Below are 15,730 nucleotides of genomic sequence, written 5' to 3' on the forward strand. Positions count from 1 at the left end.
TGCATTCTATGCACATTCCGGAGATTTTGTTGAGGGGGTTATCCGCCATCCATAAACTGCGTTCATAAGCTGAACGATCGAGAGCCAGGCGCTTCGTCGGTTCAGCACATCGGACAAGCCCAGTCAGGAGACAAGCATGCGCCCCGCCTTTGAACCGGCGGCCGGCAACGGCCGCGCTCATCCTCACGAAACGACACACCGTTCGATCGACGCAGATGTCGCCATCATCGGCGCGGGCCCGGTCGGCCTGATGATCGCGAACATTCTCGGCCTGCAGGGCGTGCGCGTCGTCTTGATCGAGAAGCTCGCGCAGATCATCGACTATCCGCGCGCCATCGGCCTCGACGACGAAGCACTGCGCGTATTCCAGTCGGTCGGCCTTGTCGACGCTCTGCTGCCGCACACCACACCGAATCACTGGATGCGCTTCACGCTGAAAGGGAAGTGCTTCGCGTCGATCGAGCCGCGCACCGACGAGTTCGGCTGGCCACGCCGCAATGCATTCATTCAGCCGCTCGCCGATCAGATTCTGTACAGGGGGCTCGGGCGCTTCGAGAATGTATCGACGCTGCTTGGCCACAGCGTCGACAGCTTCGTGCAGGACGAGAGCGGGGTGACCCTCGACGTGACAGACGCGAACGGTGCGAAGACGACGATTCGTGCCGCATACATGGTCGGTGCGGACGGCGGCAACAGCTTTGTGCGCCGCGCGCTCGACGTGCAGTTCGAAGGCCGCACGAAGCCGAATCAATGGATCGTGATCGACGTGCGCAACGACCCGATCGGCTCTCCGCATGTCTATTTGCATTGCGACGCGCGGCGTCCCTACGTTTCGGCGGCGCTGCCGCACGGGATCCGGCGCTTCGAGTTCATGGTGATGCCGGGCGAGACGGAGGAGGAACTGTCGAAGCCGGAGAACATGGCGGCGTTGGTGCGCGGGGTCGTCGACGATCCTGACAAGGTCGACTACATTCGCCGACGGGTCTATACGCACAACGCGCGGCTCGCGAGCACGTTCCGCGTCAAACGCATCCTGCTCGCGGGGGACGCTGCACACATCATGCCGGTGTGGCAGGGGCAGGGTTACAACAGCGGCATTCGCGACGCGAGCAATCTCGGCTGGAAGCTCGCGATGGTCGTGAAAGGCACGGCGCACGACGCGCTGCTCGATACCTACACGATTGAGCGGCGCGCCCACGCGCGCTCGATGATCCACCTCTCGGAAGTCGCGGGCGATATCTTCGCGCCGACGAGCTTCTTCGGATCGAAAGTGCGCGACGCGTTCGTGCGCTGTTTCGACATGCTGCCTTCCCTGAAGCGTTACTTCGTCGAAATGCGCTTCAAGCCGATGCCGCGCTATGAAGAGGGCGTCGTGCTTCTGGCGCGACGCGCGCGGTCCGAAGGGCTGCTCGCGCGCATGATCGCGAAGCGCGGACACGGCGCGTTCGGCAGGCTGGTCGGTTTGATGAGCGAGAAACGTGAATCGCTGATCGGGCGGATGGTGCACGGCCGCGATGCGCAGGCGGGCACTCCGGTGGGCCGCATGTTCATCCAGCCACGCGTGCGTCTGGTGGATGGCAGCATCGTCCGGCTCGACGATGCGATCGGCAACCGTTTCGCGATCGTGGGGTGGGGCACGGACCCGACTTTCGGCCTGACGCCCGAGGCGCGCCGCATCTGGAACGCGCTTGGGGGGTGCTTCGTGATCGCGAAGCCCGACCCGCAGCTCGCCTTTCAAGATGACGTGCCTGACGACGTGATCGCCGTTGGCGATGTCGACTCGCGCTTGCGCGACTGGTTCGCGCGCGTGCCCGAATCGGTCGTGCTGTTGCGACCCGACCGCTTCGTGGCCGGCATGTGCTCGCCGCAATGTGTATCGGGTTGCGTGTCGCAGCTTGCGCAACGGCTGTCGCTTGTGATGGCAACGGGCGCGACGGCCAACGGCGCGACGTTCGCGCACGCCGCCGACCTGGTAGGGGCCTGAGATGCCGATTCATCTCGAATGCATGTCGCACACGCCCTTGCACGGGTATTTCGACCCCAGTCCGAAAGTCGTCGCGGAAGTCGAACTGGTGCAGCGCGCGGCACGCGAGCGGGTCGATGCGTTCGATCCGGAACTGGTGATCGTGTTCGCGCCGGACCACTACAACGGATTTTTCTACGACGTGATGCCGCAGTTCTGCATCGGCGTGAGTGCAACGGCCATCGGCGATTTCGGCAGCGCGGCCGGCCCGTTGCCCGTCGCGCGCGATGTGGCGCTCGCGCTCGCCGATGCCGCGCTCGCGAGCGATATCGACGTCGCCGTTTCGTATCGCATGCAGGTCGATCACGGCTGCGCGCAGGCGCTCGAGGTACTCACCGGTGGCATCGACCGCTATCCAGTGGTGCCCGTGTTCATCAACTCGGTTGCGCCGCCGATGGCGTCGTGCCGCCGCGCGCGGCTGCTCGGCGATGCGATTGGCGGTGCCGTCGCGCGCATGCCGAAGCGCGTGTTGCTGATCGGCTCGGGCGGCATTTCGCATGAGCCACCGGTGCCGGAAATCTCGGGCGCGGACGATGTCGTCGCGGAACGGTTGATCGCGGGACGCAACCCGTCACCGGAGTCGCGCGATGCGCGGCAATCCCGCACCGTCGCGGCGGCCAAGGCGTTCGCTGCGGGTGACAGCCGGCTGCATCCGCTCAATCCAGCATGGGACCGCGCGTTTCTCGAACTGCTCGAACGCGGTGAACTCACCGCCGCCGATGGCTTCACGAACGAAGCAATCACGCTTGAGGCAGGCAAGTCCGCACACGAGATCCGCACGTGGGTTGCGGCATTCGGTGCGCTTGCAGCGAGCGGTCGTTACGCGGCATCGATCGATTACTACCGCGCGATTCCGGAATGGATCGCCGGCTTCGGCGCGATGCACGCGCGAGAACAGGCCCTTTCCAGGAGATAGAACCATGTCGGATGACAGCAACATTCTTTCGATGGCCGCGCGCCTGCGTGAAGCGCAGGCCTCGCGTCGGACGATCGCGCCACTGCGCGAGACGTGTCCCGAAGGTGACGCGACACTCGCTTACGCGATCCAGCAGATCAACAACGAATTGCGCGCAGCGAACGGCGAGCGCGTCGTCGGCAGGAAGATCGGCCTGACTTCGCCCGCGGTGCAGAAGCAACTCGGCGTCGATCAGCCCGACTTCGGCGCGTTGTTCGCGTCGATGGCTTACGGCGACAGCCAGCCGATGCCGCTCGCCTCGTTGATTCAGCCGAAGGTCGAAGCGGAGATCGCACTCGTGCTCGAACGCGACCTGACCGCCGAAAAGCACACCTTCGCGGATCTGATCTCGGCGACCGCTTATGCGGTCGCCGCGGTCGAGGTCGTCGACAGTCGCATCCGCGACTGGGATATCCGGTTTTTCGACACCGTCGCGGACAACGCATCGAGTGCGCTGTTCGTGCTCGGCAGCCGCCCGGTGCTGCTGCGCGATATCGATCTGACCGCTTGCGCGATGACGCTCACGCAGGACGGCGAAGTGCTTTCACGCGGCAATGGAAGTGCGTGCCTCGGCAATCCACTGAATGCGGCTGCGTGGCTCGCGGACCGGATGGCTCGACTCGGCACGCCGCTGCGCGCGGGCGAGATCGTGCTGACGGGTGCGCTCGGCCCGATGGTCGCGGTGAAGGCCGCCGGCACTTATACGGCGCATATTGAAGGGCTCGGCAGTGTGCGCGCCAGTTTCAGCGAATGACGGACGGAGACATTTCCATGGCAACAGACAACACGAGGTGCAAAGCCGCGATCATCGGATCCGGCAACATCGGCACCGACCTGATGATCAAGATCATGCGTCGCGGCAGGCATCTCGACGTCGCGGCGATGGTCGGCATCGATCCGGCCTCGGACGGCCTCGCGCGCGCCGCGAGGCTCGGCGTGGCGACGACGCATGAAGGCGTGGAAGGGCTGGCGCGCCTGCCCGTATTCGACGAGATCGACTTCGTGTTCGATGCGACATCCGCCGGCGCGCATGTGAAGAACGACGCGTTCCTGCGCGCGCTCAAGCCCGGCATTCGCGTGATCGACCTGACGCCCGCTGCCATCGGCCCGTATTGTGTGCCGGTGGTGAACCTCGACGCGCATCTCGATGCGCCGAACGTGAACATGGTCACGTGCGGCGGACAGGCGACGATCCCGATGGTCGCGGCCGTGTCGCGGGTCGCAAAGGTGCATTACGCGGAGATCGTCGCATCGATCAGCAGCAAGTCGGCGGGGCCCGGCACGCGCGCCAACATCGACGAATTCACGGAGACGACGTCGAAGGCGATCGAAGCGGTCGGCGGCGCCGGAAAGGGCAAGGCGATCATCGTGCTCAACCCGGCCGAGCCTCCGCTCATGATGCGCGACACGGTCTATGTGCTGTCCGAAGCGGCAGACCGGGCGCAGATCGAAGCGTCGGTCGGCCAGATGGCCGCTGCGGTCCAGGCCTATGTACCCGGCTATCGCCTGAAGCAATCCGTGCAGTTCGACGAGATCCCCGCCGCTGCGCCGTTGCATATCCCCGGACTCGGCCGTTTCAGCGGACTCAAGACCTCGATCTTCATCGAGGTGGAAGGCGCGGCCCATTATCTGCCGGCCTACGCGGGCAATCTCGACATCATGACTTCCGCCGCGCTGGCAACGGCCGAGCGCATGGCTGCGTCGCTCGTGAACGCCTGAAGCAAGGAGCACCCGATCATGGACAAGAAACTCTATATCTCCGATGTGACGCTGCGCGACGGCATGCACGCGATCCGTCATCAGTATTCGATTCAGAACGTGCAGGACATCGCCCGCGCGCTGGACGAGGCGAAGGTCGACAGCATCGAGGTCGCGCATGGCGATGGCTTGCAGGGCTCGAGCTTCAACTATGGCTTCGGCGCGCATAGCGATCTGGAATGGATCGAGGCGGTCGCCGATGTGGTGAAGCACGCGCAAATCGCGACGCTGCTGCTGCCCGGCATCGGCACGATTCACGACCTGAAGGCCGCGTACGACGCGGGCGCGCGTGTCGTACGTGTCGCGACCCATTGCACGGAGGCGGACATTTCGAAGCAGCACATCGAATATGCGCGCAGCCTCGGCATGGATACCGTCGGCTTTCTGATGATGAGCCACATGACCACGCCTGACCACCTCGCTATCGAGGCGAAGAAGATGGAAAGCTACGGAGCGACCTGCGTGTACGTGGTCGATTCCGGCGGCGCGATGAACATGAACGACATCCGGGCGCGCTTCAGGGCGCTCAAGGCCGTGCTTCGCCCCGAGACCCACACGGGCATGCATGCCCATCACAACCTGAGCCTCGGCGTGGCCAACTCCATCGTTGCGGTCGAGGAGGGGTGCGACCGCATCGATGCGAGCCTGGCAGGCATGGGGGCGGGAGCGGGCAATGCCCCGCTCGAAGTGTTCATCGCGGCGGCCGAGCGCCTTGGCTGGCATCACGGCACCGATCTTTATCGTCTGCTCGATGCGGCCGACGATATCGTCCGCCCGTTGCAGGACCGACCAGTGCGGGTGGACCGCGAAACGCTCGCGCTCGGTTATGCGGGCGTGTATTCGAGCTTCCTGCGGCACTCTGAAATCGCGGCGAAGAAGTACGGTCTGAAAGCCGTCGACATTCTCGTCGAGCTCGGCAAGCGACGCATGGTGGGCGGCCAGGAAGACATGATCGTCGACGTCGCGCTCGATCTCAAGAAGCGCGAAGCACGCGCCTGAACCATTCGGTATGCCACGCGCCATGAAGAGCGCTGCATCGTTCAACCTGGAGACATCAATGAAAACGTCAACGGCTTCCCCCCCGCGCGCCGGCGGCGCCATCACCATCGGCCTGGGCCTCGCGGTCGCGCTCCTCGAGGGGCTCGACCTGCAATCCACCGGCATCGCCGCGCCGCGCATGGCACGCGAGTTTCATCTCGCGGTCGCGCAGCTCGGCTGGGCATTCGGCATCGGCGCGCTCGGCCTGCTGCCGGGCGCGGCAATTGGCGGCAGGCTCGCGGATCGCATCGGCCGCAAGCGCGTGCTGATTATGTCGGTCGCGCTGTTCGGGATATTTTCGATTGCAACGACTCAGGTGTGGGATCTGCAGAGCCTGCTCGTCGCGCGCTTTCTCACGGGCCTCGGTCTCGGTGCTGCGATGCCGAACCTGATCGCGCTGTGTGCGGAGGCGGCAGCGCCCGGACAACGCAGCACGGCAGTCGGCGCGATGTACTGCGGCATGCCTTTCGGCGCGGCGCTCGCGGCCGTGATCGGCATCGTCAGCCCGGGCGCTGAGGGCTGGCGGCACATTTTCTATGTCGGCGGGATCGGGCCGCTGTTGACCTTGCCGCTGCTGGCGCTCTTCCTGAAGGAGTCGACGCACTTCGTCGCGGCGAGCCAGTCTGCGACCCGCGAGTCGAAGGACGGCATCGTGCGCGCGCTCTTCAGCGACGGGCGCGCGGTGACGACCATCGCGCTGTGGATCAGCTACCTGGGAACGCTGATCGTGCTGTATTTCCTGATGAACTGGTTGCCGTCGATGGTGCTCTCGCGCGGCCTCACACCGGTACAGGCAAGCATCGTGCAGATGATGTTCAACATCGGCGGCGGCGTCGGTGCGATCGTGATCGCAGGGCTGATGGATCGCATGGGCAAGCGGCCGGTCGTGGTCGGCATGTATGCGGGCATCGCGATTGCGTTGCTGGCGCTCGCCAGCGCGACGGGCAGCGTGTCGATGGCATGGGGCGGCCTGCTGGCGGGGCTGTTTCTCGTTGGCACGCAATCGGTGCTGTATGCGCTTGCCGGTGCAACGTATCCGACGCGGGTGCGCGGCACGGGCGTCGGCGCAGCGGTGGCCATCGGCCGTGTGGGTTCGATGGTCGGCCCGCTGATCGCCGGGCAACTGCTGGCGTTGGGCCAGAGCGCGTCGATGCTCGTGATCTCGAGCATTCCGCTCATCGTGATCGCGGCGCTCGGTGCGCTCGCCGTGGTCGCGAAATCTCCGCGCGAGTCGGCCAACGGCTCGCACACACTTGGAACCGAATCGATCTGACGAAGGACATCGACATGACTGACACCATGATTCATACAGAGGCCGCGACCAGCAGGTTCGTGAACGTGATGGAAGGCGGCACGGAACTGCGCGTGCACTACAACGACACCGGCGCGGGCAAGGAAACGCTCGTTCTGCTGCACGGCTCCGGTCCGGGCGCGAGCGGCTGGGCGAACTTCCATCGCAACGTGGACGCGTTCGCGAACGCGGGTTATCGCGTGATCCTCGTCGACTGTCCCGGCTGGGGCAAGAGCGATTCGATCATCTGCACCGGCTCGCGCTCCGACCTCAACGCGCGTGTGCTGAAGGGCGTGCTGGATAAGCTCGGCATCGAGCGCGCGCATCTCGTCGGCAACTCGATGGGCGGGCATAGCGCGGTGGCCTTCGCGCTGTCGTATCCGGAGCGCGTCGGCAAGCTGGTGCTGATGGGCGGCGGCACGGGCGGTCCGAGCCAGTTTGTGCCGATGCCTACCGAAGGCATCAAGCTGCTGCAAGGGCTGTATCGCAACCCAACGCTCGAGAACCTGAAGAAGATGCTCAACGTGTTCGTCTACGACACGAGCACGATGACCGAAGAGCTGATGCAGACTCGGCTCGATAACATGTTGGCGCGGCGCGATCATCTCGAGAACTTCGTGAAAAGCCTGGCTGCCAATCCGAAGCAGTTTCCCGACTATGGTCACCGGTTGAACGAAATCAAGGCGCCCGCGCTCGTGATCTGGGGGCGCGACGATCGTTTCGTGCCGATGGATGTGGGCCTGCGGCTCGTGTGGGGCATGCCGAATGCTCACCTGCATGTATTCGGGCGATGCGGGCACTGGGCGCAGTGGGAGCATGCGGACGCATTCAATCGCATGGTGCTCGACTTTCTGCAAAATTGAGTGGCAGGCACTCGCGGTTGTCGCGGGTGCCGCGCCTCTTTCCTGCAAGCGGGGCAGTGGGCTCGGCACGTTCGGGGAAGCCGGGTTCATCGAGTCGCCCGAGTCGCTGAATGCGTACGTACCGTTCGGTCTCTGAAGGCTTTCACCCAACAGAACCGGTAGGGCGCGGATGTCGAGTCCGGTGCGTATGAGCACACGTCGAGTCTTGTTACGGGTGGTTGATCACAGTGTTGCCGCCATCGTTTGCACAATCGAACGCCGCCTGCTTGCCTTCGCATTTGCCAGTTATCCGGCGTATCCGGCCAAATGACCGCGCGCCGGCAACCCCATCGAGCTTCACAAGGAGTCGGACATGAGCGCAGCACGCAGAGAGGGCGCAGGTGCCAGTGGACCCAGCAAGCTGCAACTCGCCACCATCGTCGCCGGGGCCGCAATCGGCATGGCTTTGGGTTATGCCCCGGTATTCAATGCGACTGCCGGCGTATTCGCGCCCGTCGTGCTGCGTGAATTCCATTGGACGCGGGAACAGGCGGCCATGTCCTACGCGGCGTCAATGGGCGGACTCGCTGCGGCGAGCCCGTTCATCGGCATGCTGATGGATCGTTTCGGCGTGCGCCGCGTGATTCTCGTCTCGGCAATCGCGTTCAGTCTTGCGGTAGCATGCATGGGGCTGCAGAGCGGCTCCATTGGCGCGTGGATTGCGCTATCGCTGGTGATCGGTGTGTCCGGTGCCGCCACGTCCGTGCTCGGCTACCTTGCGATCCTTCCGCAGTGGTTCGACCGGCGCCTCGGGCTTGCGACGGGTTGCGCAATGATCGGACTGGGTGTGGGTACGGCAGCCACGCCAACGGTCACCCAGCATCTCATCGCCGCATTCCAGTGGCGCCACGCGTACCAGATCAGCGCGTGCGTGTCGCTCGCGGGCTCGCTCGTTGCCTATGCGCTGATCAGGGAACGAAAGGTGGCGCCGCGGCCGCGAAGGGACGATCGCCCTGTCGACGTCACCGGCGCAGAACAGACCTTCTCGGCGGTCAAGCTTGGCACGATCGTCGTGGTCGCCTTTCTCGCTTCGAGTGCGACGCTCTCGCTCAATCCGCATTTGCCGGTGCTGTTGGCGGATCGCGGGTTGTCGCCCGGGGCGGCGGCGAACTGCGCGTCGCTGATCGGCGTCGGAATACTCATCGGGCGCCTGATTTCCGGTGCGCTGATCGATTACCTGCATGCGCCGCTGGTCGGCGCGGGTTTCCTGCTCGCCGGCGCGTTGGGGTACCTGCTGCTCATGAACGCAGCGTCCCTGCCATCCGTGCTGCTCGCGTGCGCCTGCATCGGCCTCGCGATAGGGGCAGAGGGGGACTTGCTGTCCTACCTGGTCCGCGCCTATCTGGGGCTGAGACGTTTCGGGCTTCACTATGGCATCGCGTTCGCAGGCTACGGTTTCGGCGCAGTCGTCGGCCCGCTCGTGGCTGGCCGCTACTTCGACCTGTATCGCAACTACGCGTTACCGCTCCGGCTTGCCCCGATCGTGCTGGTCATCGCAAGCGCGCTGCTCATCTCGCTCGGCAAATATCGCACGTTGCGATCAGGTCAACCGAAGGGCAGGTTCGCGAGCGCCGATACCTGAATGGAAGCGGCGGCAGCGGATAAGAATCCATTGCCGACCCAGGGTCGACGCACACGAGAAAGCGGGGGCACCGACATCCGGCGTCCCCAGCATTTTCTTACCCCACCGCCAGTCGCGGGAATAGATGTTCCGCGTTACCGCGATAAATCGCGTGTCGCTGCGCTTCCGCCAGTGGAAACGATTCGAGCATCCGGGTGAAATCGACCGACCGGTCCTTGTTGGCATACGGCCAGTCGCTCCCGAACGTAATCCGGGATGGATCGGCGAATGCAAGCAACGCCGGTAGCGCGTAGGGGCTGCTCGAGAGCGCCGTGTCGAAGTAGTAGCGCCTGAGTCGCGCCAGGCCGCGCTCGGTGCTGTTGTCGGGCGACACAACACGCGCAATTCGCTGTGCTGCGTAGGGGACAAACCCGCCTGCGTGCGACAGGATGAATTTCACGTCAGGAAAGCGTTCAAGCCAACCGGCTTTCGCAATGTTGATCGCCGCCCGCGTCGTGTCGAGAAGAAAGTCCGCCGCATACGGGGGAATCCCGGGCACCGGCTCGCAGGGTAGATCGCCAGGGTGGATGAAGACAACTGCCTGACGTCGGTTCAGCTCTTCGAACAGCGGCGCCCAGGATTCATCACCGAGGTACGTGCCTCGTACGCTGCTGATCAGCACCACGCCGTCCGCACGGAGTGTATCCATCGCATAGGTCGCTTCCGCGATTGCGCCTTCGACATCCGGTAGCGTCAGCGTCGCGAAGAACCCGAAGCGGCCGGGGTGTCGCGAGACAACGGCGGCAGTGAATTCGTTGACCTCACGTGCTTTCTCGCGCGCCTCGATGTCATCGCCAAGATGGACCCCCGGCGTCGATACCGAGAAAATGCCTGTCGCCGTACCTTCCGCTTCCATCAGATCGAGCGCCCCTTCTTCGCTCCAGTGCGGGATCGGAAGACCTCCCGCCGTGATGCCGCGACTTTCCAGCCATGCTGCGTAGGCTGGCGGCACGATGTGATGGTGTGTATCGATTTTCGTGAGCATGTCGCATCTCCTGCTTGTGTGGCGCGACGCGAGGTCGTCGCGCGCTCTGTGGATCCTCCGCACCAGTCTAGGGACGCCATCGGGACCGTCAAATTATTCTCCGGCGTGTGCACGGAATGCACCGACAAACCGCTTTCGGTGTCGGTCGGCGACCGCGACGGAGGGTGACGATGGGGGGGCGATGCGGGGAAAATCAACGTGACGACGGCATGGGAGCGGTGGAGCGATGCCGATCGCTTGCCCGTTCTTGCTGTCCGGAGTTTTGCCGGTGTACGCGATGGCAGGCCGGTCCGCGGGCTCACGCTGAGATGGATGATTGCGGCGGTTCATCGGGGTTGCCTGCCGTCGTTTGCGTCAGGTCCAGCCGCTCTCGGTTCGATTCAGGCTGCGTACGACGGGCTGGTGGATCCGTCCGGGCGAACGGGGAACGCCACGGATGCGCGAAGCAATGGGCGTCCGCGAATGGTGGCGTATGGATGGCAGGGTTGGTGACGCTGTTTGATACGAACAATCCGTCTGCACGAAATGATCGCGTCGAACTCGGGCAATGTGTTCATGCTCGCCAGCTGGCGTTGCCTCGATCGGCTGCTCCGCCTGATGGCGTGCCGCGAGGCGGGCGATCACGGCCGGGCGTCGGGTTGCTTCGCCGCACGCACACGCCCGCGCTCCAGCAGGGACGTTTCAGGCGGCATGACCAGTGTCAGTTCGTCGAGCACGAGTTGCTGCGCTTCTTCTCCATCGACACCCAGGCCGCGCAGAATCGCGGCAACGATCTGTTCGGGCGACTCGGCCACCGCACCTTGTTCGGCGAGTCGATGAATCGTCGTGAGGGCGGTCCCGGCAATCATGTCGAGCGCCAGATCGACCGTCACGCCCTGAAACCGGCCGGTCGCCAGGCCTTGCTGGATATGGACCGGTAGGTACACGTAGATCAGGCTGCTCGGGCCGACGGCGTGTACGCCAGCTGCCGAAATGAAGCGCGCAAGCAGCGGATAAGCGCGTGCGGCATACAGGAACATCCGTACGCCGCACGCAATTCTACGCGCCGGATCTTCGTACGCGCCCACGACCGTTTCGATCAGGCGCAGCAACTCGTCGTTGAGTTCCTGCGTCACTGCCTCGAGCAGTTCCTCATTGGTACGGAAGTAGTTGTAGAAGGTGCCTTGTGACACATCGGCTGCCGCAATGACGTCCTGGATGACGCTGGCGCCAATCCCTTTCTCGGCAAAAACGAGCATCGCGCTTTCGATCAGCCGCGCGCGCATCCGTTCGCGGCGCTGCGCGGCAACACGGGTCCGATGATCAATGGTCGTGGATTCACTCATGTGCCGATTATACGGTGCGGCCGACGGCTGCCCGACCGGACGCTAGGTAAAAACGAGAGTATTGTCATAATGACATTAATCTCATTACAATGGATCGCATCTAGCGAATCTAGCGAAATCAGGAGCAGTCGACGCCATGGACACCCGCCCCATCACGCACGCAATGCGCCAACGCACCGTCAAGGTCGGCGCGCGGCACGTTTTTCTATCGGAAGCTGGCGAAGGGCCCGCCGTATTGATGCTGCATGGCGGTGGGCCGGGCGCATCGGGCCTCTCGAACTACGCGCGGAACATCGACGCGCTCGCGCGCCATTTCCGGGTGCTGGTGCCCGACATGCCCGGGTTCGGCCAGTCCACGAAAGGTGTCGACCGCAACGATCCATTTGGAGATCTCGCGGAAAGCATGCTCGGCATGCTGGACGCGCTCGGTATCCCGAATGCGCATGCCATCGGGAATTCGCTCGGCGGAGCCTGTGCGCTTCGCATGGCGCTGGAGTGCCCTCAAGCGGTGGGCCGGCTCGTGTTGATGGGCCCCGGCGGCGTCAATACGACGCGTCAGGTTCCCACGTCCGGCCTCAAGCGGTTGCTGAACTATTACAAGGACGATGGCCCGAGCCTCGAGAAGCTCACGACGTTTATTCGCGGCGATCTCGTGTTCGACGGCAGTCTCGTGCCGCAATCGATGATCGAGGAACGCTTTCGCGCCAGCATCGATCCGGCCGTCGTCGCGAGCCCGCCTTTGCTGGGCCCCAAGGGCATTCCGAAGTTCAGCCATATCGACTTCACGCGGGATGCGCGACTGGCATCCGTGCGCAATCCGACGCTCGTGTTGTGGGGCGTGGATGACAAGGTCAACCGGGCCAGCGGCGCGTACGCGCTCCAGAAGCGCATGCCGAACTGCGATGTCTATCTGTTCAGCAATACCGGACACTGGGTGCAGTGGGAGCGGTCGAACGAATTCAATGCCGCCGTGCTGGCCTTCCTTGCGCAGGGCGATGCGGCAGCACGCGTCGTCGCGGCCCGCTGATCGAGGGGGATGTCATGCCGACAATCGTTAGCGCGCGGTCACCCACAAGCAGCTTGTTCGGCCGTGTCCGGATGGGCTACCTGCTGGCCGAATCGGCCCGGCTGCGCGAGTGGACGAAATTCGCGTCGGAAGGCCTGGGGCTGCACGTCGATACGCCCGATCCGCGGGTGGTCGCATGCCGCATCGACTCGCACGACCGGCGTTTGATCATCCGTGCCGGCACGGCCGAAGATGTCATTGCCATCGGATGGCAGCTCGACGACCGCGAGGCGCTCGAGCTTGCCGTCGCACGAATCTCGGCTCGCGGGGTGCGTGTAGAGGAGGGGAGCAAGGAAGAAGCGGCCTTGCGCGGCGTGAAGCGATTCTGGTTCTTCGCCGGGCCGAAGAAACTGCGCACGGAATTGTTCACGGAACCGGTCATCAGCGAACTTCCGCTGCGCATGAGTGCGACGGGCTTTGTGACAGGCGCGTCGGGGATGGGGCATGTGGCTGTCACGACCCGACAACCGGAGGTGATGCAGCAGTTCTGGAAAGACGTGTTCGATGCGCGCCTTTCCGACGAAATCGAAGACAGGATGCAAGGTCTGAATCTTGACTTCGCGTTTCTCCGATTCAACGAACGACATCATTCGTTCGCGACTGCATCGACACGTGGGATCCGCCTGAATCCGCTGCGCACGCAGATTCACCACATGAATCTTCAATGCGCATCCCTCGACGACGTGACGCAAGCCTACCTCAGGTGTCGTGCGATGGGCTATCCGATCGCGAATGCAATCGGCCAGCATCCCAATGATCGCGAACTCTCCTTCTACGTTCAGACGCCGTCGGGCTTCGAGATTGAGCTTGGCTGGAACCCGATCGTGGTCGATGAGCAAACGTGGCGTCCGGCGATTTATCGAGGCATCAGTCTATGGGGCCATCGTCCGGAAAACTTGAGCCTTGGCGTGCGGTTGGGGCGCGTGCGTCGCGCGCTTGCATCGCTGACGCGTCCGGAATTTTCTGTACAAGGAGAACGTTCATGAACGGAGCGCATCCGAATGATGCGTGCGATGTCGCGATCGTCGGATTGGGGCCGACCGGCCTCGTCCTCGCGCACATGCTCGGCCAGGCCGGCCACCACGTCGTCGTGCTGGAGCGCGAACCCGTGTTTTACGGTAACGCGCGAGCGGTATACACCGACGACGAGTGCATGCGGATTTTCCAGCATCTCGACGTGGCCGACGAGATCCAGTCGCGGATGATGATGGAGACGCCCGTCCAGCTCGTGCGGCGCGACGGCACGCCGATCACACAATACATGCCGCGCAAGCGTCCGTTCGGCTGGCCCGTGATCAACTTCTTTTATCAGCCGTACCTGGAAACGACGCTGGCCGAGACGCTCGCACGTTATCCGAACGTCGACGTGCGACGGGGCCGCGAAGTCGTTGACTTCGCTCAGGACGCCGACGGCGTGAGCGTCACGCACCAGGCGACGCGCGAAGCGCGGTTCAGCGACAGTCACGACGCGCGCGCGTGCGTGGCAGGCGATCCCGATATCGGAACCCTGCGGGCGCGCTATCTGGTCGGCGCCGACGGTGGCCGGAGCGTCGTTCGCACGAAGCTCGGGATCGAGATGTCGGGCAAGAGCTTCCCCGAGCCGTGGCTCGTCGTGGACCTCGAACGCAAGCCCGGAACGGACGCGTTGCGTCACCTGCCGTACTTCAACTTCGTCGTCGACCCGAAGCTGCCGGTCGTGAGCTGCGTTCAACCCGGGAAATTCCACCGGTTCGAATTCATGTTGATGCCTGGCGAAACGAAGGAAAACATGGAGCGGCCGGAGACGGTCCGGAAGTATCTGTCGCTGTTCGTCGACCCGGATCAGTTCGTGATCAAGCGCAAGCTCGTCTATACGTTCAACGCGCTGATTGCGTCGAAGTGGCGGGTCGGACGCGTGCTGCTCGGCGGCGATGCCGCTCACATGACGCCGCAGTTCATGGGGCAGGGTGCGAGTTCCGGCGTGCGCGACGCGTACAACCTCGGCTGGAAGCTCGATCTCGTCTTGCGCGGCCTCGCGGCCGACGCGCTGCTGGACACGTACCAGTCGGAACGGCATGCACACGCGAAGGCGATGATCGACACGTCCGTCCTGCTCAAGAACGTCGTATCGGCGCGCAGCTTGTCCGCCACGCTGGTGCGGGACACGTCCCTCGGCATTATCCGGGCCATACCGCCGCTCAGACGCTGGCTCGAAGGGGGCGGATTCAAGCCGATGCCCGTCTATCGCAAGAATGCGTACCTGGGTTTGCCGCGCCGTCGCCGACGCGGCCCGGAGGGCGCGCTGATTCCACAACCCGAGGTGCGTCTTTTCAACGGTGACCGGAAGAAACTGGACGACCTGCTCGGACACGGCTTTTCGCTGATCGGATTGAACGTCGATCCCTCCCGCTGCATCGACGATGTGTCGCGGGCAATGCTCGGCGCACTGTCGGTACGCAGCGTGACGATGTACGCGTATGGCGGCCGCCCGCAAGGGCTCGAAGGCGTCAATCGGGACAACGTGATCGAGGTCGCCGAAGTCGAGGATATCGGTGGCGAGATGATCGCGTGGTTCAACAAGGCGGGGTTCAAGACGCAGGCCGTTGCGGTACTGAGACCCGACCGCTTCGCCTTCGCCGTCGTTCCCGTCGGCGAGCTCGACAGGACCATTCGCCAACTGCGGGAGCGGCTCGGATTCGGAGCCGGCGCAGGCGATGGATTCGCCCGCATGTCAAAGACGGCACGGGCCGTCGCGCAAGCGGCCTGACCCACGATTTCACTTTCTTC

Annotated in this window: 13 protein-coding genes; 11 read left to right on the top strand and 2 right to left on the bottom strand. The window is 64.0% G+C overall.

Features of this window, described 5'->3' with window-relative positions; translation table 11 throughout:
* Positions 1-136 precede the first annotated feature (136 nt).
* The 8 genes from PQB87_RS34310 (at position 137) to PQB87_RS34345 (ending at position 9,549) form a co-directional block, all read left to right on the top strand.
* Positions 137-1,984 (top strand): bifunctional 3-(3-hydroxy-phenyl)propionate/3-hydroxycinnamic acid hydroxylase, encoded by a 1,848-nt coding sequence (locus PQB87_RS34310; RefSeq protein ID WP_301861341.1) that lies wholly within the window; start codon positions 137-139, stop codon positions 1,982-1,984.
* 1 nt (position 1,985) lies between these two features.
* The gene (locus PQB87_RS34315) at positions 1,986-2,939 is read left to right on the top strand and encodes a 3-carboxyethylcatechol 2,3-dioxygenase (RefSeq protein ID WP_174415393.1); all 954 of its coding nucleotides are present in this window, start codon (positions 1,986-1,988) and stop codon (positions 2,937-2,939) included.
* Positions 2,940-2,943: 4 nt separating this feature from the next.
* The gene (gene mhpD / locus PQB87_RS34320) at positions 2,944-3,732 is read left to right on the top strand and encodes a 2-keto-4-pentenoate hydratase (RefSeq protein ID WP_153491270.1); all 789 of its coding nucleotides are present in this window, start codon (positions 2,944-2,946) and stop codon (positions 3,730-3,732) included.
* A 17-nt stretch (positions 3,733-3,749) separates the two neighbouring features.
* On the top strand, positions 3,750-4,697 hold the full coding sequence (locus PQB87_RS34325; protein ID WP_059552805.1) for an acetaldehyde dehydrogenase (acetylating): 948 nt from the start codon (positions 3,750-3,752) through the stop codon (positions 4,695-4,697).
* Between the two features lie 15 nt (positions 4,698-4,712).
* On the top strand, positions 4,713-5,735 hold the full coding sequence (gene dmpG, locus PQB87_RS34330) for a 4-hydroxy-2-oxovalerate aldolase (RefSeq protein WP_311769280.1): 1,023 nt from the start codon (positions 4,713-4,715) through the stop codon (positions 5,733-5,735).
* A 58-nt stretch (positions 5,736-5,793) separates the two neighbouring features.
* Positions 5,794-7,047 carry a 3-(3-hydroxy-phenyl)propionate transporter MhpT gene (gene mhpT, locus PQB87_RS34335; RefSeq protein ID WP_489244773.1) on the top strand — a complete coding sequence of 418 codons (1,254 nt, stop codon included), beginning with the start codon at positions 5,794-5,796 and terminating at the stop codon, positions 7,045-7,047.
* A gap of 14 nt (positions 7,048-7,061) precedes the next feature.
* Positions 7,062-7,928: an alpha/beta fold hydrolase gene (locus tag PQB87_RS34340; RefSeq protein ID WP_233345725.1), complete on the top strand. Its 867-nt coding sequence runs from the start codon at positions 7,062-7,064 to the stop codon at positions 7,926-7,928.
* Positions 7,929-8,280: 352 nt separating this feature from the next.
* Complete coding sequence (locus tag PQB87_RS34345) at positions 8,281-9,549, top strand: MFS transporter (protein WP_489244775.1); 1,269 nt, start codon at positions 8,281-8,283, stop codon at positions 9,547-9,549.
* A 97-nt stretch (positions 9,550-9,646) separates the two neighbouring features.
* Here PQB87_RS34345 and PQB87_RS34350 read toward each other — a convergent pair whose 3' ends face one another.
* Positions 9,647-10,573, bottom strand: a complete 927-nt coding sequence (locus tag PQB87_RS34350; RefSeq protein WP_489244777.1) for an amidohydrolase family protein — start codon at positions 10,571-10,573, stop codon at positions 9,647-9,649.
* A gap of 620 nt (positions 10,574-11,193) precedes the next feature.
* Positions 11,194-11,898 (bottom strand): TetR/AcrR family transcriptional regulator, encoded by a 705-nt coding sequence (locus PQB87_RS34355; protein ID WP_060157731.1) that lies wholly within the window; start codon positions 11,896-11,898, stop codon positions 11,194-11,196.
* A gap of 238 nt (positions 11,899-12,136) precedes the next feature.
* Between PQB87_RS34355 and PQB87_RS34360 the strand changes: the two genes are divergently transcribed.
* The 3 genes from PQB87_RS34360 (at position 12,137) to mhpA (ending at position 15,710) form a co-directional block, all read left to right on the top strand.
* Complete coding sequence (locus tag PQB87_RS34360) at positions 12,137-12,925, top strand: alpha/beta fold hydrolase (RefSeq protein ID WP_502291573.1); 789 nt, start codon at positions 12,137-12,139, stop codon at positions 12,923-12,925.
* Between the two features lie 71 nt (positions 12,926-12,996).
* Positions 12,997-13,950, top strand: a complete 954-nt coding sequence (locus tag PQB87_RS34365) for a VOC family protein (RefSeq protein WP_228395764.1) — start codon at positions 12,997-12,999, stop codon at positions 13,948-13,950.
* The gene (gene mhpA, locus PQB87_RS34370; RefSeq protein WP_489244780.1) at positions 13,947-15,710 is read left to right on the top strand and encodes a bifunctional 3-(3-hydroxy-phenyl)propionate/3-hydroxycinnamic acid hydroxylase MhpA; all 1,764 of its coding nucleotides are present in this window, start codon (positions 13,947-13,949) and stop codon (positions 15,708-15,710) included. Before PQB87_RS34365 ends, mhpA begins: the two co-directional genes overlap by 4 nt.
* Positions 15,711-15,730: the final 20 nt, after the last annotated feature.

Source organism: Burkholderia sp. KL41 (assembly GCF_057005415.2).

Excerpts from the sequence above, each read along its gene's own strand:
- PQB87_RS34310 (WP_301861341.1), top strand. The coding sequence starts at position 137 with ATGCGCCCCGCCTTTGAACCGGCGGCCGGCAACGGCCGCGCTCATCCT.
- PQB87_RS34315 (WP_174415393.1), top strand. The coding sequence starts at position 1,986 with ATGCCGATTCATCTCGAATGCATGTCGCACACGCCCTTGCACGGGTAT.
- mhpD (WP_153491270.1), top strand. The coding sequence starts at position 2,944 with ATGTCGGATGACAGCAACATTCTTTCGATGGCCGCGCGCCTGCGTGAA.
- PQB87_RS34325 (WP_059552805.1), top strand. The coding sequence starts at position 3,750 with ATGGCAACAGACAACACGAGGTGCAAAGCCGCGATCATCGGATCCGGC.
- mhpT (WP_489244773.1), top strand. The coding sequence starts at position 5,794 with ATGAAAACGTCAACGGCTTCCCCCCCGCGCGCCGGCGGCGCCATCACC.
- PQB87_RS34340 (WP_233345725.1), top strand. The coding sequence starts at position 7,062 with ATGACTGACACCATGATTCATACAGAGGCCGCGACCAGCAGGTTCGTG.
- PQB87_RS34345 (WP_489244775.1), top strand. The coding sequence starts at position 8,281 with ATGAGCGCAGCACGCAGAGAGGGCGCAGGTGCCAGTGGACCCAGCAAG.
- PQB87_RS34350 (WP_489244777.1), bottom strand. The coding sequence starts at position 10,573 with ATGCTCACGAAAATCGATACACACCATCACATCGTGCCGCCAGCCTAC.
- PQB87_RS34355 (WP_060157731.1), bottom strand. The coding sequence starts at position 11,898 with ATGAGTGAATCCACGACCATTGATCATCGGACCCGTGTTGCCGCGCAG.
- PQB87_RS34360 (WP_502291573.1), top strand. The coding sequence starts at position 12,137 with ATGCTGCATGGCGGTGGGCCGGGCGCATCGGGCCTCTCGAACTACGCG.
- PQB87_RS34365 (WP_228395764.1), top strand. The coding sequence starts at position 12,997 with ATGGGCTACCTGCTGGCCGAATCGGCCCGGCTGCGCGAGTGGACGAAA.
- mhpA (WP_489244780.1), top strand. The coding sequence starts at position 13,947 with ATGAACGGAGCGCATCCGAATGATGCGTGCGATGTCGCGATCGTCGGA.